The sequence below is a fragment of the Caulobacter sp. 10L414 genome (genome assembly GCF_056395525.1).
In genome coordinates this window covers 33237-54898 of record NZ_JBFTJR010000015.1, presented here as the reverse complement: position 1 = coordinate 54898, position 21662 = coordinate 33237, and the positions used below count along the sequence as shown (strand labels likewise).

The 21662-nt window shown below is 70.1% G+C and carries 21 protein-coding genes and 1 pseudogene; 11 read left to right on the top strand and 11 right to left on the bottom strand.

Annotated features, from left to right (window positions below):
- Positions 1-42 precede the first annotated feature (42 nt).
- Positions 43-1323 (top strand): crotonyl-CoA carboxylase/reductase, encoded by a 1281-nt coding sequence (gene ccrA / locus AC1DCG_RS08345; RefSeq protein ID WP_477028560.1) that lies wholly within the window; start codon positions 43-45, stop codon positions 1321-1323.
- Between the two features lie 96 nt (positions 1324-1419).
- Positions 1420-1659, top strand: coding sequence for a DUF2188 domain-containing protein (locus tag AC1DCG_RS08340; RefSeq protein WP_477028559.1), 240 nt, complete (start codon positions 1420-1422; stop codon positions 1657-1659).
- A gap of 9 nt (positions 1660-1668) precedes the next feature.
- On the opposite strand, the gene AC1DCG_RS08335 is transcribed toward AC1DCG_RS08340, so the two are convergent.
- Entirely contained in the window at positions 1669-4980 is a 3312-nt protein-coding gene (locus tag AC1DCG_RS08335) for a M1 family aminopeptidase (RefSeq protein WP_477028558.1), read from the bottom strand.
- Positions 4981-5139: 159 nt separating this feature from the next.
- On the opposite strand from AC1DCG_RS08335, the gene AC1DCG_RS08330 reads away from it, so the two are divergent.
- The 3 genes from AC1DCG_RS08330 to AC1DCG_RS08320 all read left to right on the top strand — a co-directional run bounded on the left by AC1DCG_RS08330 (position 5140) and on the right by AC1DCG_RS08320 (position 8369).
- Positions 5140-6606 carry a M20 family peptidase gene (locus AC1DCG_RS08330; protein WP_477028557.1) on the top strand — a complete coding sequence of 489 codons (1467 nt, stop codon included), beginning with the start codon at positions 5140-5142 and terminating at the stop codon, positions 6604-6606.
- 153 nt (positions 6607-6759) lie between these two features.
- Positions 6760-7869, top strand: coding sequence for a Rieske 2Fe-2S domain-containing protein (locus AC1DCG_RS08325; protein ID WP_477036586.1), 1110 nt, complete (start codon positions 6760-6762; stop codon positions 7867-7869).
- Positions 7866-8369, top strand: coding sequence for a CPBP family glutamic-type intramembrane protease (locus AC1DCG_RS08320; protein ID WP_477028555.1), 504 nt, complete (start codon positions 7866-7868; stop codon positions 8367-8369). Before AC1DCG_RS08325 ends, AC1DCG_RS08320 begins: the two co-directional genes overlap by 4 nt.
- Before the next feature lie 23 nt (positions 8370-8392).
- Here the strand turns inward: AC1DCG_RS08320 and AC1DCG_RS08315 are convergent.
- Both AC1DCG_RS08315 and AC1DCG_RS08310 read right to left on the bottom strand, forming a co-directional pair.
- Positions 8393-8549: pseudogene (locus tag AC1DCG_RS08315) on the bottom strand (hypothetical protein); the annotation flags it as partial.
- 104 nt (positions 8550-8653) lie between these two features.
- Positions 8654-9229: an SH3 domain-containing protein gene (locus AC1DCG_RS08310; RefSeq protein WP_165260658.1), complete on the bottom strand. Its 576-nt coding sequence runs from the start codon at positions 9227-9229 to the stop codon at positions 8654-8656.
- Positions 9230-9479: 250 nt separating this feature from the next.
- Here AC1DCG_RS08310 and AC1DCG_RS08305 point away from each other — a divergent pair, with 250 nt between their 5' ends.
- Positions 9480-10898: a hypothetical protein gene (locus AC1DCG_RS08305; protein ID WP_477028554.1), complete on the top strand. Its 1419-nt coding sequence runs from the start codon at positions 9480-9482 to the stop codon at positions 10896-10898.
- Positions 10899-11049: 151 nt separating this feature from the next.
- Complete coding sequence (locus AC1DCG_RS08300) at positions 11050-12741, top strand: acyl-CoA dehydrogenase family protein (RefSeq protein WP_477036588.1); 1692 nt, start codon at positions 11050-11052, stop codon at positions 12739-12741.
- Here the strand turns inward: AC1DCG_RS08300 and AC1DCG_RS08295 are convergent.
- The 7 genes from AC1DCG_RS08295 to AC1DCG_RS08265 form a co-directional block, all read right to left on the bottom strand.
- A complete protein-coding gene (locus AC1DCG_RS08295) occupies positions 12738-13886 on the bottom strand; it encodes an ABC transporter permease (RefSeq protein ID WP_477028552.1) in 1149 nt (382 codons plus the stop codon). The genes AC1DCG_RS08300 and AC1DCG_RS08295 overlap by 4 nt on opposite strands.
- On the bottom strand, positions 13883-14803 hold the full coding sequence (locus AC1DCG_RS08290) for an ABC transporter ATP-binding protein (RefSeq protein ID WP_477028551.1): 921 nt from the start codon (positions 14801-14803) through the stop codon (positions 13883-13885). Before AC1DCG_RS08290 ends, AC1DCG_RS08295 begins: the two co-directional genes overlap by 4 nt.
- Positions 14800-15789: an HlyD family secretion protein gene (locus tag AC1DCG_RS08285; RefSeq protein WP_477028550.1), complete on the bottom strand. Its 990-nt coding sequence runs from the start codon at positions 15787-15789 to the stop codon at positions 14800-14802. Before AC1DCG_RS08285 ends, AC1DCG_RS08290 begins: the two co-directional genes overlap by 4 nt.
- Positions 15786-16427 (bottom strand): TetR/AcrR family transcriptional regulator, encoded by a 642-nt coding sequence (locus AC1DCG_RS08280; RefSeq protein WP_477028549.1) that lies wholly within the window; start codon positions 16425-16427, stop codon positions 15786-15788. Before AC1DCG_RS08280 ends, AC1DCG_RS08285 begins: the two co-directional genes overlap by 4 nt.
- Positions 16428-16666: 239 nt before the next feature.
- Complete coding sequence (locus AC1DCG_RS08275; protein WP_101717068.1) at positions 16667-17269, bottom strand: TetR/AcrR family transcriptional regulator; 603 nt, start codon at positions 17267-17269, stop codon at positions 16667-16669.
- Positions 17270-17407: 138 nt separating this feature from the next.
- Complete coding sequence (locus AC1DCG_RS08270; RefSeq protein ID WP_101717069.1) at positions 17408-18055, bottom strand: TetR/AcrR family transcriptional regulator; 648 nt, start codon at positions 18053-18055, stop codon at positions 17408-17410.
- Positions 18052-18279 (bottom strand): CC0731 family SpdR-regulated protein, encoded by a 228-nt coding sequence (locus AC1DCG_RS08265; protein WP_165260970.1) that lies wholly within the window; start codon positions 18277-18279, stop codon positions 18052-18054. The genes AC1DCG_RS08270 and AC1DCG_RS08265 overlap by 4 nt, the downstream gene beginning before the upstream one ends.
- A 421-nt stretch (positions 18280-18700) precedes the next feature.
- Between AC1DCG_RS08265 and AC1DCG_RS08260 the strand changes: the two genes are divergently transcribed.
- From AC1DCG_RS08260 to AC1DCG_RS08245, 4 genes are read left to right on the top strand one after another with little or no spacing between them, the layout of a single operon-like run.
- Positions 18701-18898: a twin transmembrane helix small protein gene (locus AC1DCG_RS08260; RefSeq protein ID WP_477028548.1), complete on the top strand. Its 198-nt coding sequence runs from the start codon at positions 18701-18703 to the stop codon at positions 18896-18898.
- Between the two features lie 46 nt (positions 18899-18944).
- Complete coding sequence (locus AC1DCG_RS08255) at positions 18945-19523, top strand: cob(I)yrinic acid a,c-diamide adenosyltransferase (protein WP_477028547.1); 579 nt, start codon at positions 18945-18947, stop codon at positions 19521-19523.
- A 10-nt stretch (positions 19524-19533) separates the two neighbouring features.
- Positions 19534-20235 carry a type 1 glutamine amidotransferase gene (locus tag AC1DCG_RS08250; protein ID WP_477028546.1) on the top strand — a complete coding sequence of 234 codons (702 nt, stop codon included), beginning with the start codon at positions 19534-19536 and terminating at the stop codon, positions 20233-20235.
- A 38-nt stretch (positions 20236-20273) separates the two neighbouring features.
- Positions 20274-20921 (top strand): Isoquinoline 1-oxidoreductase subunit, encoded by a 648-nt coding sequence (locus AC1DCG_RS08245; protein WP_477028545.1) that lies wholly within the window; start codon positions 20274-20276, stop codon positions 20919-20921.
- On the opposite strand, the gene AC1DCG_RS08240 is transcribed toward AC1DCG_RS08245, so the two are convergent.
- Positions 20911-21606: a hypothetical protein gene (locus AC1DCG_RS08240; RefSeq protein ID WP_477028544.1), complete on the bottom strand. Its 696-nt coding sequence runs from the start codon at positions 21604-21606 to the stop codon at positions 20911-20913. The genes AC1DCG_RS08245 and AC1DCG_RS08240 overlap by 11 nt on opposite strands.
- Positions 21607-21662: the final 56 nt, after the last annotated feature.

The window sequence follows — 21662 nt, the reverse complement described above, 5'->3', positions numbered from 1 at the left end:
TGTTGCAGCGCCGAAGAGCCGGGCCCAAAGCCGGGGAGTGACATGACGACCGCGACCCTCGAGACGACCGCGTCTCCCGTGAAGGACCTGTACGAGATCGGCGAGATCCCGCCGCCGTTCCACGTGCCCAAGTCGATGTACGCCTGGACGATCCGCAAGGAGCGGCACGGCGCGCCCGCCAGCGCCATGCAGGTCGAGGTGGTGCCCACCTGGGAGATCGGCGAGGACGAGGTGCTGGTTCTCGTGATGGCCGCCGGCGTCAACTACAACGGCATCTGGGCCGCGCTGGGCGAGCCGATCAGCCCCCTCGACGGCCACAAGCATCCCTTCCACATCGCCGGCTCCGACGCCTCGGGCATCGTCTGGGCGGTGGGCACCAAGGTGAAGCGCTGGAAGCTGGGCGACGAGGTGGTCATCCACTGCAATCAGGACGACGGCGACGACGAGGAGTGCAACGGCGGCGACCCGATGTACTCGTCCAGCCAGCGTATCTGGGGCTACGAGACGCCAGATGGCAGCTTCGCCCAGTTCTGCCGCGTGCAGTCGCGCCAGCTGATGCCCCGGCCCCGGCACCTGACCTGGGAAGAGGCGGCCTGCTACACCCTCACCCTCGCCACCGCCTATCGCATGCTGTTCGGCCACAAGCCGCATGAGCTCAAGCCCGGCCAGAACGTGCTGGTCTGGGGCGCCTCGGGCGGCCTGGGCGTCTTCGCCGTGCAGCTGGCGGCGGTCGCCGGCGCCAACGCGATCGGCGTGGTCAGCGACGACGACAAGCGCGAGTTCGTGCTGTCGATGGGCGCCAAGGCGGTGCTGAACCGCAAGGAGTTCAACTGCTGGGGCCAGCTGCCCAAGGTCAACGGCCCCGAGTTCGCCGACTACATGAAGGAGAGCCGCAAGTTCGGCAAAGCCATCTGGCAGATCACCGGCAATCGCGACGTCGACCTGGTGTTCGAGCACCCCGGCGAGTCGACCTTCCCGGTCAGCGTGTTCGTGGTCAAGCGCGGCGGCATGGTCGCCATCTGCGCCGGCACCAGCGGCTTCAACCTGACCATGGACGCCCGCTTTCTGTGGATGCGCCAGAAGCGCGTGCAGGGCAGCCACTTCGCCAACCTGATGCAGGCCAGCGCCGCCAACCAGCTGGTCATCGACCGCCGCGTCGACCCCTGCCTGTCGGAAGTGTTCCCCTGGGACCAGATCCCGGCGGCCCACGAGAAGATGCTGGCCAATCAGCACCTGCCCGGGAACATGGGCGTGCTGGTCTGCGCCCAGCGCCCCGGCCTTCGCACCTTCGAGGAGGTGCAGGAGCTCAGCGCCGAGGGGTGACGGCATGGAAACGGGGGAACGCGGCGCCTCCATGCAAGACGCCGGCCCGGAACCGGGGTCCCATGTCCCCAGTTTCGAGACCGAAGGAGCCTGCCCATGACCGACATCACCTACACCATCGTCGAGCACGACGGCGGCTGGGCCTACAAGCTGGGCGCGGTCTTCTCGGAAACCTATCCCAACCATGACGCCGCCCTGGCCGCGGCCAAGCGCGCGGCGGGCGAGCAGAAGGTGGCGGGCGACACGGTCGGCATCACCTACGAGGACGATCGCGGCCAGTGGCGGCAAGAGCTGTCCGACGGCCATGACCGCCCGACGACGCACGTGAAGGGCTAGGCCTCGGGCTCAGTCCCGGGCCATCGGCGCCGAGCTCGCCTTGGGGCCGGCGGTGAAGCCGATGAACAGCCTGCGCGCCGGATCACGGAAGGTCGGCTCGAGCGCCGCCCAGTCCTTGGCCGGGCAGGCGGCCTTCAGCGCGCCCATCAGGTCTTCCGAGGTCGGGTAGGGCGCGTTGCGGAAGCGATACCGCTGCACGAACCCGCGCAGTTGCCGGTGCAGGTTGTCCTCGCCGCAGCGGGCGCGGACCGCCAGCAGGGCCAGCGCCGCCCGCTGATAGGCGACGTAGTTCTCGCCGCCCGACGAGGTGACGGCCACGATGGCGGGTTCCGGCTCGCGTCGCCGGTTGCTGTCGCGGAAATAGCTGCTCATCGCCAGCGAGAAGCCCCGGTTGCCGACGCTGGGCCCGCGCAGCCTGTTCATCGCCATCAGCGCCGAATACTCGGCCAGGCCCTCGGTCAGGAAGCGCGCGCCCCGGGCGTCGGCGGGTTCGACCTGGTGGCCCCACCACTGGTGAGCCAGTTCGTGCAGGGTGGTGGCCGTGACATAGTCGTAGGCGTCCGGCTTGCGCAGGTCGGCGACGAAACCGCCCTTTTCCGAATAGGGAATGGCGCCGGCCCAGGCCATGGCGGCGATCTGGTCGTCATAGGCCGGGTACTCGATGATCCGGACGTGGTCGCGCGGATACGGGCCGAAGGCGGCCTCGAAGACCGGCAGGCCCTCGCGCACGGCGGCGACCATGCGCTCGACGTTCATCTCGTGGCCGGGCGTGTAGTAGATCTCGACGTCGACCCGGCCGGCCTTGGCGCGCCGCACGTGATAGCGGGCCGACTGCAGCGAGAAGTCGGCCTGCATCGGGGTGTCGGAGACGAAGCGCACGACGCGGCGGCCGTTCTCCATGCGGTCGAACACGCGGCGGCCCGGCGCGACGGGGATCTGGTCGCCGGCGGTGGTGACGGTGATGTCGCTGGTCAGCCAGTCGGCCCCGCCGCGGGCGCGCTGGGGCGCGAGGGGGTCGCTCGCCCCGCGGGTCGGCCGCTCGCGCGGCAGGCCCTGGCGTTCGCGCGCCAGGCTGTCGGTCAGGTAGCCGCCGAGCGCCACGCCCACGCGCGGCATGAACGCCGCCGAGTGCAGGAAGCTGCCGTTGTCGACGATGCCGAGCGAGCCGCCGTCGGCGCCGAAGCCGTTGTCGCGGATCCGGGTCTCGAAGCTCAGCCGACGCTGTTCGCCCGGCGCCATCGGCCGATCGAGGGTCAGGGTCACGACCTTGTACTCGCTCTCTTCCTGCCGGGCGCCGTCCAGGCGGATCTCCCAGTCGGAAAGGCCGGCGGGGATGTCGAGGTGAAAGGTCTTCAGCGGTCGGCCGGTGCGGTTCTCCAGCAGGTAGTCGCCCCTGGCCGTCAGCGCGTGGCGGCGGGGATCCAGGTCGATGGCGACGCGCATCGAGGCGATGGCCGGGCCGGGCGCGTCGCGCAGGGGGACCATGGCCTTCTCGAAGGCGCCCATGCCGGCCTCGAGCTCGTCGTCGGTGGAGAAGCTGTTGCGGACGTTGGTGTTGACGAAGATGAAGGTCCCGACGGCGGCCATGGCCAGCACGAGGGCGCCGCCGACCAGGGCGGGGCGTCCGGCCAGCCGTTGGCGCGAGCGGATCCAGCGTCGCCGCCAGCCCATCGGCAGGCCGCGCGGCCAGGCCAGCCAGGCCAGGGTCAGAAGGGCCCCCGCGCCGAGCGTCCAATAGAGGCTGAACCACCAGAACACGCCGGTTCCGTCGCCCATCAGGTTCATCTCGCTGGGCGAGCCGCTGGGGGTGTCCATGAAGTCCCACAGCGGGTGCGAGAAGCCCTTGGTCTGGCCGACGGCGGTCAGGGCCAGCAGTCCGGCCATGATCCCCCAGCCGACATAGCGGTTGGGGCTGAGGGCGGCGACGGCGATCGAGGTGGCGGCCAGCACGAACAGCGGCGCCAGGAGCGGCCCGACCAGCAGGACGAAATAGACCTCCGGCCGGCCGTCGACATAGGTCTGCCAGGCCTGCACGCCGAAGGCCGTGGCGCACGCGGCGGCGGCCACGGCGGCCAGCACCACGGCCATCGAGGCCAGCTTGGCCGCCATCAGCGCGAGGTCGGTGACCGGCGAGGCGTCGATGATCTCGGCCACCCGCAGGTCGCGGTCGCGCCAGACGATGTCGGCGGCGTGGAAGACGGCGATGGCCAGGCCCGCCAGCACCACCCAGGGCAGCAGCTCCGGCGTCAGGATGCGCAGGGCCGGTAGGCTGGGGGCGCTGTCGACCGTGGTGTGCGCCCGCAGGCCGAAGGTCGAGACCACCACCATGATCACGACCATCACCCACAGCGACGGACTGCGCCGCAGCCGGGCCAGCTCCCAGCGCAGGCGCGCGGCGAACATCGGCCAGGCCCCGCCGGCGAAGCTGGGGGCGATGCGCCAGGCGTGGTTGCGGTGGACGGGCGCCGGCGCGGCCTTGGGTCCGGCGCGCACCTTGGCGGTGTCGTCGCGCCGCTCGAAAGCCAGCGAGACCGCCAGCAGGACCAGATCGGCGCCCAGCCAGGCCAGGCGGTTGAGGATCAGCCAGCTGTTCTTGGGCAGGGCGTACAGCGCCTGCTGCTCGACGGTCATGTCGCTGACGTCGGCGCGCAGGGCGAACACGCCCATCGGCTCGGCCAGTGAGACGATGAGCCTGCCGGTGCTGTCGAGCAGGTCGAGCAGCCCCAGCGAGGCGACGAACACCATCAGGAAGGCCATCGCCGCGGTGGTGGTGGCGGCGATCGAGCGGGTGATGGCCGCCAGGCAGAAGAAGGCGGCGCTGACCGACATCGCCAGGGGCGCGACCATGACCGCCGCGACCAGCGCGATCTGCGGCCAGTGATAGGGGCCCATCGCCGAGGCCTGCACCCAGGGCGCGGCCGATCCGGCCAGCAGGCCGCAGAAGCCGACCAGGGCGGCGGCGACCGTCGCCGCCTGCACGCCGAGGAAACGGCCCAGCACGTGCTGCCAGCGCTGGATCGGCGTGGCCTGCAGTATCGGCTGAAAGCCGCTGCGGCCGTCGCGAACGGCCGCGTCTCCGGCCAGGGCGGCCATGATCACCACATAGGGCAGGCTCAGGAAGACGACGGCGATGGCCAGGGTGGTGGGGGCGTTGCGGGGCACCTGGCTGGAGCCCAGGGCGTCCATCGCCATCAGCCCGACGCCGCCGAGAAACAGCAGGATCGTCGAGATCCAGTAGAGCGGCTGGCGCACCTGCCGGCCGATCTCGAACAGCGCCATGTGCGCGACCAGGCGGCCGCGCCCGACGATGGAACGCCACAAGACGGAAAAACTGAAAAGCCCCACGCGATCAACCTATGCGGCTGTTCCGTGCCGTACAAGGCTTTCCGATATTTCGATGCGATTAGTATCGAAATGGGGATTGGCAACCTCGCCGCCCCGTCGCACAGTCGCGCCCTGACATTTGGGCGGAGGGGCGTCATGGGGTGGAAGAGCAAGGTCGCGCTGGGCGCGGTCGGCGTTGTCGCGGTGCTGGCCGGCGTGGTCGTGGTGCGCACGGCGACCTTCAAGCCGCCGGCCCCGGCGGGCGACGTCGCCCTGGCCGCGGCCCGTCCGTTCGATGCGGCGAGGGCCGCCGCCCACCTGGGCGAGGCCGTCCGCTTCCAGACCATCAGCCACCAAAACGCCGCCGAAAACGATCTTTCCCAGTGGGACGCCCTGCACGCCTGGCTGCAGGCGACCTATCCGGCCGCCCACAAGGCCATGACCCGCGAGGTCGTCGGCGGCCACGCCCTGATCTACACCTGGAAGGGCTCTGATCCGTCGCTGCCGCCGCTGGTGCTGATGGCCCACCAGGACGTGGTGCCCGTCACCGCCGGCACCGAGAAGGACTGGAAGCACCCGCCGTTCGGCGGCGTGGTGGCCGACGGCGCGGTCTGGGGCCGCGGCTCGGTCGACGACAAGGGCTCGCTGGTCGGCCTGTTCGAGGCGGTCGAGGGTCTTGCGGCCGCGGGCTTTACCCCCAAGCGCACCGTGATCATCGCCAGCGGCCACGACGAGGAGGTCGGCGGGGCCGGCGCCCGGGCCATGGCCGCCACGCTGAAGGCGCGCGGCGTCAAGGCCTGGTTCGTGCTCGACGAGGGCATGGTGGTGGTGGCCGACAACCCGGTCACCCAGGGTCCGGCGGCGATCATCGGCGTCGCCGAGAAGGGCTACGGCACGCTCAAGGTCACTGCTCCGGCCCCCGGGGGTCACTCCTCGACCCCGCCGCCGCAGACCGGGGTGACCACCCTGGCCAGCGCCGTGCTGGCCATCGCCGACCATCCGCACCCGATGAAGTTCGAGGGCCCCGGCGCCGACATGCTGAAGTCGCTGGCCCCCAGCGCCTCGCCGGTGGTGAAGATGGCGGCGGCCAACACCTGGCTGTTCTCGCCGCTGCTGATCAAGCAGACGGCCCGCTCGCCGGCGGGCGCGGCCATGCTGCACACGACGACGGCCCCGACCATGCTGAAGGGCTCGCCCAAGGAGAACGTGCTGCCCCAGGACGCCACGGCCTGGATCAACTACCGCATCGCGCCCGGCGACAGCTCGGCCGCCGTGATGGCCCGCGCCAAGAGCGCCGTCGGCGACCTGCCGGTGACCCTGGCCTGGGAGCGCCAGCTCAACGAGCCCTCGCCCGTGTCGTCGACCGCCTCGGACGGCTGGAAGACCCTGGCCTCGCTGGCCGGGAACGAGACCGGCGCGCCGGTCGCGCCCGGCCTGGTCATCGCCGCCACCGACAGCCGCTTCATGTCGCCGATCGCCGACGACATCTACCGCTTCCAGCCGATCACCCTGTCGATGGACGGCACCAAGATGATCCACGGCACCAACGAGCACATGACCGTGGCCAACCTGGAAGAGATGGTGCGGTTCTACCAGCGGCTGGTGGAGACGGCGGGGCGGTAGCTCTCATTACGCCTGTCATCCCGGCTGGAGGCGCGCAGCGCCGGAGCGCCGGGATCTTCCACGTTTCCAGATACGGCGCCGTGGGAGATCCCGGCTCTTCGCTTTGCTACGGCCGGGATGACAATCGAGGGGAGCCAGGGCTAGAACCGCCTCATGCCCGCCGACGACGCACCCGCCGCGACCAAGACCGCCAAGGCCCCGCCCGCCAAGTTCGGCAAGGGCTTCCTGTTCGACGCCTGGTACTACGCGGCCCTGTCGCGCGAGGTGAAGACCGGCAAGCTCACGCGCTACGAGATCCTGGGCGAGCCGGTGCTGGTCAGCCGGGGCAAGGACGGCAAGGTGTTCGCGATCCGCGACGTCTGCCCGCACCGCGCCGCCCCCCTGTCGGGCGGCAAGCTGACTCAGGAGGCCGACGGCCGCTCCAGCGTCGAGTGCCCCTATCACGGCTGGCGGTTCGGCTCGGACGGCGTCTGCGCCTCGATCCCATCGCTGACCAGCGACCAGAGCCTCGAGGTCTCGCGCATCCGCGTGCGGCGCTATCCGGCGGCCGAGAGCCAGGGGATGGTGTTCGTCTGGATCAGCGGCGACCCGCGCTTCGACGGCGAGCCGGCCGAACCGCCGCCGTCCTTCCCCGGCGTGGTGGGCGGGCAGGCCAAGATCGTCGACTCGATGATCTTCGAGACCCACATGGACCATGCGGTGGTCGGCCTGATGGACCCCACCCACGCGCCCTATGTGCACGAGGCCTGGTGGGCGCGCTCGTCCAAGCGGCAGTCGGAGAAGACCAAGGTCTTCGCGCCCTCGCCGGAGGGCTTCGTGATGCGCCGCCACGGGCGCAGCAAGGCCAATCGCCTGTACGACATCCTGGGCGGCGCGCCGCAGATCGAGATCACCTTCCGCCTGCCCGGCTATCGCTGGGAGCACATCGTGGTGGGCAAGCGTCAGGTGCTGGCCCTGACCTGCCTGACGCCGCTGACCGAGACCAGCACGCGGATCAGTCAGCTGATCTGGTCGGACCATCCGGTGATGATGTTCCGCGCCCTGATCGCCCCCTTCGCCCGCGAGTTCCTGCGCCAGGACGGCCGCATGGTGAACCTGCAGAACGAGGGGCTGAAGTACGATCCGGCCCTGATCTGGATCGACGACGCCGACACCCAGGCCAAGTGGTACCAGCAGCTGAAGCGCGAATGGACCGCCAGCCGCGCCGAGGGCCGGCCGTTCGTCAATCCGGTCAAGGAAACCACGCTGAAGTGGCGCAGTTGACGGCAGTCCGGCGGCGCCTCGTCGCCGTCCTGACGACCCTGCCCGATGCGTCCGGCTGGCGCTGGTGCGCGCTGGCGGCCTTGGCCTGCGGGGCGGCGATGGCCGCGATCGGCTTTACGACCGGCCTCTATCGACTGACCGACATCGCGCCGGGCCTGCCGCTGCGGCTGCTGACCGTCTGGATCATCCCGGCCCTGGGCGAGGAGATCCCGTTCCGCGCCCTTCTGCTGCCCGGCCGCGACGAGACCCGCCGCCCCTGGCTGTGGGTCGCCGTCTCGACCGCGCTCTATGTCGCCTGGCATCCGCTGGAGACGCTGACCTTCCTGCCGCACGCGACGATGTTCCTGCGCTGGGACTTCCTGCTGTGCACGGCGATCCTGGGCGTCGCCTGCGCCCTGACGCGCCTGCGCACCGGCTCGCTGTGGCCGGCGGTGCTGCTGCACGGCGGCTTCGTCGTGGCGTGGCAGACCTGGCTGGGCGGGGTGAGCGCGCTGGGGTGAGGACGACAGTTCGTCCGCTTGTTTCCCGTCATTCCCGCCCTTGTGGCGGGAACCCCTGGTTCCGCTGGTACGTGAGACGCAAGCGGACTGCTCAGCAGTCCGCCCCATCCGTCCTTGCGGCTGACAGAGGGTTTCCCGCCACAAGGGCGGGAATGACGGGGAGAATAGGGGAGCGGCCAGGCGGTCCCTCCAAACACGAAAAAGCCCGCCTGGCCGGGGGACCAGGCGGGCTCGCTCAGGGCGCGCGGGGACGGGGGTTGGGGGGAGCGCGCCCCAAACCTCGATTAGGCGCGGTAGACGTAGGCGCTGGAGACGTAGCCGACGCCGACGCCGTTCTGGCCGACCAGGATCCACTTGCCGTCGCCGGTGCGGCCCAGGGCCTGGAAGGTCTCGCCGGCGACGACCGAGCCGACGCGCATGCCGCTGGTCGAGGCCGAGGCGCGCAGGTTCAGGTTCGAGCGGGCGACGTACTTGCCGGTGATCTTGGTCATCGGCGCGGAGTCGACGTTGTGCGAGATCTTGATGCCGTTGCTGGTCTTGTAAGAGCCGCCGACGTCGTTCGAAGCCTGCTTCTTCTGCATGCTGCAGCCGACGTAGGAACCGGCGCCCGCGCCGACGACGGCGCCGATGGCCGTGCCCGTGCCGCGGTCGTTCTTGGCCAGGTTCGAGCCGGCGACGGCGCCCAGCAGGCCGCCGATGACCGCGCCCGCTTCCTGCTTCTTGCCCGAGGCGTCGCAGCCGACGACGCCGCCCAGGCGCTGTTCGACGGCGTTGGCGGCCGGGGCCGAGGCCATGGTGAAGGCGGTGGCGGCGGCGGCGATGGTCAGGCCGATAGTCTTGATCTTGTTGGTCTTGTGCATGGCGATAATCCTTCGTCCCTTTGAATTGGTCCGGAGCCGTCGGCCCCGTGAGACGCAACATCGCAGGCCGAAGCTGAACCGGGCCGTCAGGTCGTTCGACAGAATTCGTTCATGTTGGAATTTTTTTGAAATGGGGTTCGCGACGATCGAAAAGTCGTGGTGCGCAAATACACAACTCTTGGGCGTATTGTTGAGGTAGGATGTGTCGATGGCGCGGCCCGCAACCCCGCGTCGGGGAGGGGACCGACCCATGAGGAAGATCGCGATTGCGACGGCCGCGACCGTCGCGCTGTGCGCCGGCCTGGCCGGCTGCGACAAGGCGCCGGAAGTCGCCGCGCCCAAGCCCGAGGCGCTGCTGGACGTGGCCGTCATCACTCCGGTGCCGCTGCCGACCACGGCGGACTATCCGGTGGCCGCCGCCACGATCAACGGCTGGATCGCCAACGCGGACACCGCCGCGATGCGCAATCACGCCTGGCAGATCTGGCGGGCCATGGCCCAGCCGTCGGGCCAGTCGTTCAACGGCCAGTCGCTGCCGATCTGGGAAACCTGGGCCGGCACCGACGACGTCTTCCCGCCCGCGCCGCCGGCCGGAACCGCGGCTGCCACGACCGCCACGACGGTGGCCCAGCGCGTGGCCGCGCCGCGCAAGCTGCGCGTCTTCCAGCAGCCCAACCAGTTCCACCACGGCCGCGGCGGCATCACGCCGACCAAGTTCGACACCACGGTCACCTCGTTCAACAAGTTCAGCCCCGAGGCGGCGACCTTCCTGGACGCCTCGCATCCGGGTCCGGGCGGGGTCTCCTATCGCTACTCCAGCACCAGCGACATGCAGAAGCTGAACACCTCCTGGCCGGCGGGCACGACGCCCCAGAACCGCGGCGTGCAGGAGTTCCCGGTGCGCGGCCTCGAGCTGAAGCCGGTGTTCGGCCTGGTCCACGCCAAGGGCCTGACCGTCCAGCCGCTGTGGCAGGGACCGGCGGCCTCGACCAACGCCCAGAACCCCGAACCCCAGACCTGGACCACCTGCGTGCTGGTGGCGCCGACGGGCCAGGGCCCGGTGCGCCCGGCCACCCCGCGCGAGAAGGCCAGCGTCCGCGACCCGGGCGCCTGCACCACCTTCCTGTGGGCGCCGATGAGCACCTTCTACTCGGTCAAGCTCAGCGCCGCCGAGGCCAAGGACTACAACACCGCCAACGGTCTGACCGGCGACGCCGCCGCCGTGGCCGGCGACTTCGCCGTGCTGCAGGCCATGCACGTCAACAGCAAGGAAATCCCGTTCTGGACCTGGCAGACCTTCTGGTGGCAGCCGGGCGCCGACACGCCAAACGGCTTCCCCGGCAGCAAGCAGGGCCAGCCCGCCAGCCTGACCGGTCCGTGGACCAACTACGCCACCTGCACGGCCTACGACCAGACGACCACGCAGGGCGGCTCGACCATGACCGTCTGCTTCAACCCCTATCTGGAGACCAGCACCGGCATCCCGGCCGGCATCACCTCCAACTGCATGAGCTGCCACGGGGTGGCGGTGATCACCGCCGGCAACGCGCCCTATCCGGCCGACTACAAGAAGCCGATCGCGTTCTTCAGCGACCCGCTCTACTTCACGACCAGCAACACCCACGCCGACTTCTCGTGGGCGCTGGCGGGCAATTCCGACCCGAACTGACGACCCTGCGCCCGTCCCTTCCGGGGGCGGGCGCACGCCTTCCCGATCCCGGCTCTCGCGCAACCGCATGCTGCGTCGCGGCATTGCTCGCAGGTGCGAAAGGGATCACAGTGCCGGAAAACATAAGTCCGGCGCAGGGGAGTTTGAGAGCATGACCGACGCGGTCGCCCAAGAGTCCAAGTCCCTGATTCTGCCGGGCCTGACGGGCCTGCTGCGCGAGGCGGCGACCTCGGCCCAGACCTTCGTCGCCGAGGCCCGGCCCGCGGTGAGGGCCGCCGTCGCCGGCGCCGACGGCAAGATCGACCGCAAGCTGGCCGACGCCCAGCAGCACGCCGTGCACGGCTTTGGCTGGTACGCCGCCTATGCCGAACTGATGAACCAGGTCGCCGGCTGGGCCGAGCGGCTGGAGGGCGAGGGGCGGTTCAGCGAGGTCGAGGCCCTGCTGGCCCAGCTGCTGTTCTCCGAATACGCCGCCCAGCTGATCGGCGGCGTGCCGATGAACCAGGGCGAGATCGTTCGTCCCGCCCACCTGGTCATCGATCGCGCGGTGATGAACCGCCTGTTCTCCAACGGCACCATGAAGCTGATGGTCGAGGGCGGGACGCAAGCGGTGAAGACCCGCCTCGCCCAGCGCCTGGCCGAGGCCAAGGGCCGCCCGACGCTGGAGCACACCGGCCTCGACGAGACCTTCGAGATGATCCGCGACCAGTTCCACGCCTTCGCCGAGGAAAAGGTCACGCCCTTCGCCCACGACTGGCACCTGAAGGACCAACTGATCCCGATCGAGCTCGTCCAGGAACTGGGCGAACTGGGCGTCTTCGGCCTGACCATCCCCGAGGAATACGGCGGCAGCGGCATGGGCAAGACGGCCATGTGCGTGGTCTCCGAAGAGCTGTCGCGGGCCTGGATCGGGGTGGGCTCGCTGGCCACCCGCTCGGAGATCGCCGGCGAGCTGATCCTGACCGGCGGGACCGAAGAGCAGAAGCAATACTGGTTGCCGAAGATCGCCAGCGCCGAGATCCTGCCGACGGCGGTCTTCACCGAGCCCAACACCGGCTCGGACCTCGGCTCCTTGCGCACCCGCGCCGTGCTGGAGGGCGAGGCCTATGTGGTGACCGGCAACAAGACCTGGATCACCCACGCCGCCCGCGCCGACGTGATGACGCTGCTGGTCCGCACCGATCCGGCGACCAGCGACTATCGCGGCCTCTCCATGCTGCTGGCCCCCAAGCCGCGCGGCGCCCCGGGCGACGACTTTCCGGCCCAGGGCATGAGCGGCGGCGAGATCGGGGTCATCGGCTATCGCGGCATGAAGGAGTACGAGCTGGCCTTCGACGGCTTTTCCGTGCCGGCCGAGAACCTGCTGGGCGGCGTTCCGGGCCAGGGCTTCAAGCAGCTGATGGCCACCTTCGAGAGCGCCCGCATCCAGACGGCGGCCCGCGCGGTGGGCGTGGCCCAGGCGGCGCTGGAGGTCGGGCTGTCCTACGCGCTGGACCGCAAGCAGTTCGGCGATGCGATCTTCGCCTTCCCCCGAGTGCACAACAAGCTGGCCATGATGGCCGCCGAGATCATGGGCGTGCGCCAGCTGACCTATTTCGCCGCCCGCCAGAAGGACGAGGGCAAGCGCTGCGACCTGGAGGCCGGCATGGCCAAGCTGGTCGCCGCCCGCGTGGCCTGGGCCGCCGCCGACAACGCCCTGCAGATCCACGGCGGCAACGGCTTTGCGATGGAGTACGCCGCCAGCCGGCTACTGGCCGACGCCCGCATCCTCAACATCTTCGAGGGGGCCGGCGAGATCCAGGCCCAGGTCATCGCCCGCCGCCTGCTGGAGGACGGCAACTAGTCCAGCGTCGTCCGATAGCGGGCCATGGCCGCGCCGGCGATCACCACCACGAACAGCGCCAGCGCCCCCAGGCTGGGCCACAGGGCGACGACGTCGAGGCCCTTGAGCAGGGCGCCGCGCACCACCCGCAGGAAGTGGGTCACGGGGATCACGCTGCCCAGGGCCTGGGCCCAGTCCGGCATGCCCCGGAACGGGAACATGAAGCCCGACAGCAGGATCGACGGCATCATGTAGAAGAACGACATCTGCATGGCCTGCAGCTGGGTGCGGGCCACGGTCGAGATCAGGAAGCCCAGCGCCAGCGAGCCGACGATGAACAGCAGGACGCCCAGGCCAAGGGCGATCCAGCCGCCGGCCATCGGCACCGCGAACAGCACCCTGGCCAGGATCAGGATCACCGCCGTCTGGATCAGGCCCACCACCACATAGGGCGCCAGCTTGCCGATCATCACCTCGATGGGACGGGCGGGGGTGGCCAGCAGGCTCTCCATCGTGCCGCGCTCGTACTCGCGGGTGACGCCCAGGGCGGTCATCATCACCAGGGTCATCGACAGGATCACGCCCAGCAGGCCGGGCACGATGTTGTAGGCGGTGACGGCTTCGGGATTGTAGCGGCGGTGGATGACCACCTCGAACGGATCGGCGCCGGGCTTGCCGGCCGCGCCCACGAGGTCGCGCGACAGGGCCGTGCGCGGCAGGCTGGCCAGGGCGGCGATCGCCCCGCCGGTGGCGGCCGGATCGGAGGCGTCGGCCTCGACCAGGATCTGGGCGCCGTCGCCGCGCATCACGCGCCGGGTGAAATCGGCGGGAATGGTCAGGGCGAACTGCACCTCGCCGCGCGCCACGGCCGCGTCCAGTTCGGCGGGCGAGGACGCGGTGCGGACGATCTCGAAATAGCCGCTGTTGACCAGGGCCGACAGGGTCGAGCGGGCCATCGGCCCCTGGTCCTGCACCAGCACCGCGGTGGGCAGGTCGCGCGGGTCGCTGTTGATGGCGTAGCCGAACAGCAGAAGCTGGACGATCGGCATGACCAGGATCATGGCGTAGGTCAGCCGGTCGCGGGTGAGCTGGATGAACTCCTTGATCAGCACCGCCAGGATGCGCGCGCCCGAAAGGCCCGACCTGCGCTCGACGGCTCCGTTCATTGGAAGTTGTCCGACGACTGGCCCATCAGCCGGATGAACACGTCCTCCAGCGTCGGCTGGACCTCTGTCCAGGTCACCGGCGGCTTGCGGTAGGGGGCGATGGCGGCCTCCAGCGCGGCGCGGTCGGTTCCGCTGACGTGCAGGGCCGCGCCGAACGGGGCGGCCATGGCCACGCCCGGCGCCTTGGCCAGGTCCCGCGCCAGCCGGTCGGCGCCCGGTCCCTCGCCGCGGAAGGTGACCAGGCCCGAGCGGGCGATCACCTCCTCGGCCGTGCCCCGCGCCATCAGCCGGCCGTAGGCGATGTAGGCGATGTCATGGCAGCGCTCGGCCTCGTCCATGTAGTGGGTCGAGACCATGACGGTCAGGCCCTCGGCCGACAGGGCGTGGATCTCGTCCCAGAACTCGCGGCGGGCCTTGGGATCGACCCCGGCCGTCGGCTCGTCGAGCAGCAGCAGCCGGGGCTCGTGCATGATGCTGGCGGCCAGGGCCAGGCGCTGCTTCCAGCCGCCCGACAGGCTGCCGGCCAGCTGCTTCCTGCGGGCGGTCAGGCCCAGGCGCTCCAGGCTGTCGGCCACCCGTTCGCGGCGGCGGGGCAGCTCGTGCACGCGGGCGACGAAGTCGAGGTTCTCCTCGATCGACAGGTCCTCGTAGAGCGAGAACTTCTGAGTCATGTAGCCGGTCTGGCGCTTGACCGCCTCGGCCTGCCTGCGGAAGTCCAGGCCCAGCACCTGGCCCTCGCCGCTGTCGGGCGTCAGCAGGCCGCACAGCATGCGCAGGGTGGTGGTCTTGCCCGAGCCGTTGGGGCCCAGGAAGCCGGAGATGCGGCCCTTCTCGACCTGGATCGACACGTCCTGCACCACGTGGCGCGGGCCGAAGCTCTTGTTCAGCCCCGAGACGTCGACCGCCAGGTCGCTCACTTGCCCGCCTCCAGCGGCGCGACGTCGACCGGCAGGCCCGGCGCCAGGGCCGGCCCGGGCGCGGGCCGGGCCTCGACCAAGAACACCAGGCGCTGGCGGGTCTCGCGGCTGTAGATCACCGGCGGGGTGAACTCGGCGCGGGGGCTGACATAGTTGATCCGGGCCGAGCGTTCGGCGCCGCAGCCGTCGCACGAGAACCTTATGTCGGCGCCCACGCGATAGCGGGCGATCTCGGCCTCGGGCACGAAGAAGCGCAGGCGCACGCGCTCGTCGGCCAGCAGCGCCACGACCGGCTGGTTGGCGGCCGCCCACTCGCCGGGCTGGTAGAAGACGTCCTGCACCAGGGCCGCGGCCGGGGCCTTGGGACTGATCTGGTCGAGGCGATCCTGGGCGGCGGCCAGGGCCTGGCGCGCGGCGTCGACGGCCGCGCGGGCGGCGGCCACCGTATCGGGGCGCTGGCCCAGGGTTCCGACGGCCTTGCGGCGGGCCACGGCGACGGCGTTGGCGCGGGCCGTGTCGCGGGCGGCGCGGGCCTGGTCCAGGCGGGTCGGGGCGTAGATGCCCTTGGCGACCAGCGGCGCGATGCGGTCGTAGTCGGCCTGGGCCTGGCGAACCGCCGCCTCGGCGGCCGCGCGCTCGGCGTCGAACACCGCCAGTTCCTGCGGGCGCTGGCCCTTCTCGGCGTCTTGCAGCTGGGCCTGGGCCGTCTGCACCTGGGCGGCGGCCTGGTCGCGGGCGGCGGTCAGCTGGGCCGCGTCGAGGGCGAACAGCGGCTGGCCGGCCTTGACCCGATCGCCGCGCTGCACGGCGACGGCGCTGACCGGCCCGGCCGACGAGGCGGCGACGTACAGCGTCTCGCCCTCGACATAGCCCGACAGCCGGCGAGGGCGATGGGCGTCCGGACCCAGCAGCCGCCAGCCCACGAAGCCGACGACGGCGATCCCGATCCCGATGGCGACGGCGGCGATGCGGGCGGCGGGCTTCATGCCGTGGCCTCCGTGCGCGGGGTCAGGCCCAGCAGCACCGTGTCGGCGTGCTGGTGCACCAGGGCCTCCAGGTTCATGGCCGGCGCGCCGACGGGAGTGAAGGTCTCCTTCCAGATCACGCCCATCAGGATCGGGCCGACGATGCTGAAGGCGTAGAGCCGCGGGTCGCCTGGCGCCACCTCGCCGCGCGCCTGGGCCCGGGCGATGGCGCCGCTCATCAGCGACAGGGCGCGGCTGACCACCTCGTCGTGCCAGACGCGGGCCAGTTCCGGAAAGTTGCGGGACTCGCCGATCACCAGCTTGGCCACCGCGCCCAGGCGCGAGGTTCCGATCAGCTGCACGACCTGGGCGAAGACCATGCGCAGCAGGTCGGGGAAGGGCAGGGTCGCCTGGGCCAGCACCGCCTCGACCCGGTCGAGATTGGGCGCGACCGCCTCGCGCACCACGGCGCGGAAGATGTCGTCCTTGGTCTCGAAATAGAGATAGAGCGCGCCCTTGGAGATGCCGGCCTTGGCGGCGATCTCGTCCAGCCTGGCTCCGGCGAAGCCGCGTTCGGCGAAGACCTCCAGCGCGGCCTGGACGATCTCGCCTGGGCGGGCTTCGCTGCGCCGTCGCCATTTGGGCGGGCCTGGCTGCATGGTCTGCGTCTTCCATATATAACTGACCAGATAGTTATATGCGGCGCTGTGGATAACTCAAGAGGCAGGTGAGCCGGCAAAGCAAAGGCCGCCCTCCTTTCGGAAGGCGGCCTGCAAGGCTTCTGAAAGAAAAAGGGGCCTGCCGCCCGGGCCGGATCGACATTAGCCAACCTGGCCCTTTCCCACCGAGCTCCCCCTCCTTCGCGGGGGGAAACCTGTCGGGGGAGCGTCGAGAGGCTCTAGCGCGGCGCCCAGCCGCTGGCGATCAGGCCGACCTGCCGGTCCATGACGGCCGACATCTCGGCCGCGTTGGCGCCGCGGGCGGCGGCCAGGCGATAGTTGGAGGCGTAGCAGGCCTTGAGCACTTCCACGGTCAGCGGGAAGTCGAGGTCGGGCCGCACGTCGCCGCGCGCCACGCCCTCCTGCAGCACCTGCTCGAGCATGTCCGACAGTCGCTCGTTACGGCCGTAAGGCGTCACGCCCGGGTCGTTGCTGGGGCTGTAGGAGGCGGCGATGTGGGCCAGGAACAGCCGCACCCGCCGAGTCTCGAACTCGTAGTGGATGGCGAAGATCGAGCACAGCCGGTCGGCCGTGGAGCCGCGCAGGAACGGCAGCACCCGGTCGAATTCGGCATAGAGATCGCCCAGGCGGCGCTCCATCACGTGGCTGAGAACCTCGGCCTTGGACGCAAAGGTCGTGAAGACGCTGCCCACCGACACGCTCGCCCGTTCGGCGATGGCGCGGATCGTGGTCTCTTCGTAACCGGTCTCGTTGAACAGGTCTCGCGCGGCTTCGAGCACGCGCTCGCGCGTCGCCTGTTTCTGTTCGTCGCGTACGCCCACGCAGTTCCCCCTCCGGACACGCAGCGCTGATTTCAACACATCAAGACGTGCGCCCGACCCCAACGGGCGCTCGTCTCGTTCTTCTTGTCGTTGACCTGGACGACCGGGGGACGCTTCCGCCCCCCGGCGGAACCGTCCTTAGGCGCGGACGCCGGCGAGGATCAGCTTCAGCTGTTCACGCAGGTGAGCCACCAGGTTTTCGACCGTCCAGCCGTCGTAGACGGCGCGGCGGTAGTTGGCGACATACACGTCCCAAGCGATCTCGGCCACGAGTTTCGCGTCCACGTCGGCCTTCAGTTCGCCGGCCTGCACGCCGCGCTCCAGGGCGTCGGTGATCAGGGCGAACAGGTGCTTGATATCCGTGCGGGCGCGCTTTTCGGCGGCGTCCGAACGGGTCCAGCTGACGGCGATGCTGGCCTGCAGCAGCGGCAGTTGCTCCAGGTGGAAGCTGTAGGCCACGCCGAACAGGCCGATCAGGGCGTCGGCGACGGTTTCGCCTTCGCGGGCGGCCTGCTTCATCTGGGCGTAGATGACTTCGTAGTCGGCGGTCAGGATCTCGTCGAACAGTTCCGACTTGTCCGAGAAGCTGGCGAACACCGCGCCGGTCGACATGCCGGCGGCCTGGGCGATGTCACGGATCGTGGCGCCTTCGTAGCCGCGCTCGCTGAACAGGCGGCGGGCGGCCGACAGAACGCGTTCGCGGGTGCGCTGCTTGGCCAGCGCGCGGCGGGTCAGCTTCACCGGGGTTTCAGAACCGGACTCGATGTTGACGGAAACAAAGCTCATGCGGCGGCCTCCAGGCGGGCGAGCGCGGCTTCGGCGCGCTTTTCAAATTCGATGCAGTACTCGTCGACGACGTTTTGCAGGACGTCGGCGTAGCGGCGGGCGAGATCGCGCCCGTCCTGGGCGGCGTCTCGAAGGTCGGTAATCAGTTGGCGGACTTCCGCGAGGGCTTCTTCCCTCTCGGTCCCGTCGGAACGGGCCGCGGCGAGCCGGGCGCTCTGCGACATGACTTCTCTCTCCAGGCCGGCCGCGGGGAACAAACTGCGCTGAACGATCCGCGGCTTGGCGTTGATCATGTTCAACGAACGCGCACTGTGAATTCAGGTGGGGCCGTCTACCCTTGTGTGCAAGGGAGTTCAACCCACAAAACGTACCAAAATCGATCAACCTTGGCTGAAAATCGTTCTATGGTAGCGCTGCTCATCCGTCGATGCGACAAATGCGCTCAACGAACACACTCGGCGAACATGTTTTGCGATTTTGAGGCGAGCGGGGCGGCGCTGGCGTTCGCTAAACGAGAGGCGCAGAGCCCGCCCGTTTCGGATCTCGATCCGAAACGGATGAGCGGGCTCGCCAATTTCATCTTAGAGGGTGACGGCCGCCGAAAAGCGCTCACGCTTTCGGCTGTCACCCTCTAGGTTGAGCGCCATGGCCAACCTGTTCCAAATCGCCATCCCCGTCGCCCTGTTCGCCGTGCTGGCGACGCTGTGCGTGGGGATCTACGCCCTCTTTCGCGGCGGCGACTTCGGCCGCTCCTATTCCAACCGGCTGATGCGCCTGCGCGTGGTGCTGCAGCTCGTCGCCGTGCTGGTTCTTGTGGCGGCCTTCTGGTGGAGCCACCGGTAAAGCTCTAGCCGGCTGATTTTGCAGCTTTGTTTCAGGAGGTAACGGCGTGGTCGTGCTCAACCGCATCTATACGCGCACGGGCGACAAGGGCTCGACGCGCCTGTCGACCGGCGAGCCGGTCAGCAAGGCCTCCCTGCGGGTCGAGGCCTATGGCGGCGTCGACGAGACCAACGCCTTTATCGGCGTGGCCCGCCAGCACGCCGGCGGTGATCCCGACCTCGACGCCATGCTCGAGCGGATCCAGAACGACCTCTTCGACCTGGGCGCGGATCTGGCCACCCCCGAGCAGAACGAGAAGCCCGAGTGGGAGCCGCTGCGCGTGGTCGAGGCCCAGGTCGCGCGCCTGGAGGCCGAGATCGACCTGATCAACGAACGCCTCTCGCCGCTGACCTCGTTCGTGCTGCCGGCGGGATCGCCGCTATCGGCCGCCCTGCACGTGGCCCGCACCGTCTGCCGCCGGGCCGAGCGGACCTGCGTGGCCCTGGCCGCGACGGAAGGCGAGATCGTCGGGACGCCGGCGCTCAAATATCTCAATCGCCTGTCGGACCTCTTGTTCGTGGCCGCACGGCGCGCCAACTCCGACGGCGCGAGCGACGTGCTGTGGAAGCCTGGCGCGACGCGATAGGATCTCTTCGATGCGCATCGGTCTTCTGGAGACGGGCGAGCCGCCCGAAAGCCTGATCTCGGACTACGGCCGCTACGGCGGCATGTTCCAGCGCCTGCTGGGGCCGGGCCACGACTACGCGACCTTCGACGTCCAGGCCGGCGTGCTGCCCAAGGCGATCGACGCCTGCGACGCCTATGTCGTCACCGGCAGTTCGGCGGGGGTCTATGACGACCTGCCGTGGATCGACCCGCTGAAGGGGTTCCTGGCCAGCGCCCGCGACCAGGTTCCGCTGGTCGGGGTGTGTTTCGGCCACCAGGTGATGGCCGAGGCGTTCGGCGGCAGCGCGGTGAAGTCCGACAAGGGCTGGGGCATCGGCCTGCAGAGCTATTCGGTCTCGCGGGCGGCGCCCTGGATGGACGACGCGGCCCATGTCAGCGCGCCAGGCTCGCACCAGGACCAGGTCGTGGCCCTGGCGCCGGGCGGCCAGGTGCTGGCCGGCAGCGACTTCACGCCGTTCGGCGTGCTGGCCTATGGCGACAAGGCCATCTCGATGCAGTTCCATCCGGAGTTCGATCCGGCCTACGCCACGGCGCTGATCGAAAGCCGGCGGGGCACGCGCTTTTCCGAAGAGCAGGCCGACGCGGCCGTGGCCTCGCTGGCCGCGCCCAACGACAGCAACCGCATCGCCGGCTGGATCGGCGCGTTTCTGGAAAAAGCAACCAAGGCCTGACTTGGCCGTTGCGGCTGGGCAAGCGGGAGAACAACGCCATGCGTCTCGCCACCGTGATGTTCGCCGCCGGCCTGACCCTCGCGGGCGGCGCCGTGATCGCCATGACCCAGGGCGCGGCCGGTCCCGCGCCCGCCGCGCCGCCGGCCGAGGGCCTGAAGACCGTCGCCAGCTTCCAGTCGATCAAGGATCCGGCCGCCCGTTCGGTCGCCCTGTTCACCGAGGCGGGCAAGGTGATCCAGAGCCCGCGCTGCCTGAACTGCCACCCGGCGACCCGGGCGCCGACCCAGGGCGACGACCTGCATCCGCACAATCCGCCGATGGTCGCCGGCCAGAGCGGCCATGGGCCTGTCGGCATGCCCTGCCTGTCGTGTCACGGCCCGGCCAATGTCAGGACCTTCGGCCAGCAGGTCAAAAGCATCCCCGGCGATCCGCACTGGGCGCTGGCCCCGGCCGAGATGGCCTGGCAGGGTAAGCCGCTGGGAGCGATCTGCGCCCAGCTGAAGGATCCGGCCCGCAACGGCGGCAAGACCCTGGCCCAGATCCACGAGCACATGGCCCGCGACCACCTGGTCGGCTGGGGCTGGAACCCCGGCGAGGGCCGCAAGGCCGCCCACGGCACGCAGGCTCAGTTCGGCGAGATCATCAAGGCCTGGATCGACACCGGGGCCAAGTGTCCTAAGGCTTGACCGGCGGAGCCTCGGCAGCCCTCTCCACCATCAGGAGAGGGCGGACGAAGAAGGTCGGGCGCGGCAGGGGATCGCGATAGCCCCTGCAGCAGGGCGGCGGGGGCGGGGTGTGCAGCGCCAGCACGGTCCAGCCGCCGGGCGGGCGCGCCGCGGCGGCGTGGAAGACGATGGTCGGCAGGGCGTAAGGGGGGCGCGTCGTGCCGCAGTGCCACACGGGGACGGTCTCGCCGCGAACGGTCACTGGGCCCGTAGAGGACACCATGGGCGGCGTGAACTTGCTGTTGCCCGGCAGGGCGCCGGCGCCCATCGTCAGCTTGAAGGCCTTGGGCAGCCCTCGGCAGAAGGCCTGGTCGAGCACCGGCGCGGTCGGCGCCTCCTTGGCGAAGACCAGGCGCTCGACGACGCCCGTCTCGTCCGAGTACTCGCAATGGGCCGCCTGGTCCCCCGGCTGGCCCGGCAGTGCGCCGAGGCCGGCGCCGCTGAGCATCGTGCCGGCGCCGGCGGCCGGACATGAAAAGCCGCTGGCCTTGTGGATCAGCTTGCCGTCTGCGGCGGCGAAGACCGCCTGCGCCTCGGGCGTCGCCCGGGCGAGGACGGCGGCGACATCGACGCTCGGCGTCGGTTGTGCGAGGGCCGGGAAGGCGACGGCGGTCAGCAGGGCAGGCAGGGCGGCACGCGCGAACATGGCCGCATAGGTCCATAAGCTCAACCATAAGGCAAGATCGCCTTCCACCTTCGCCC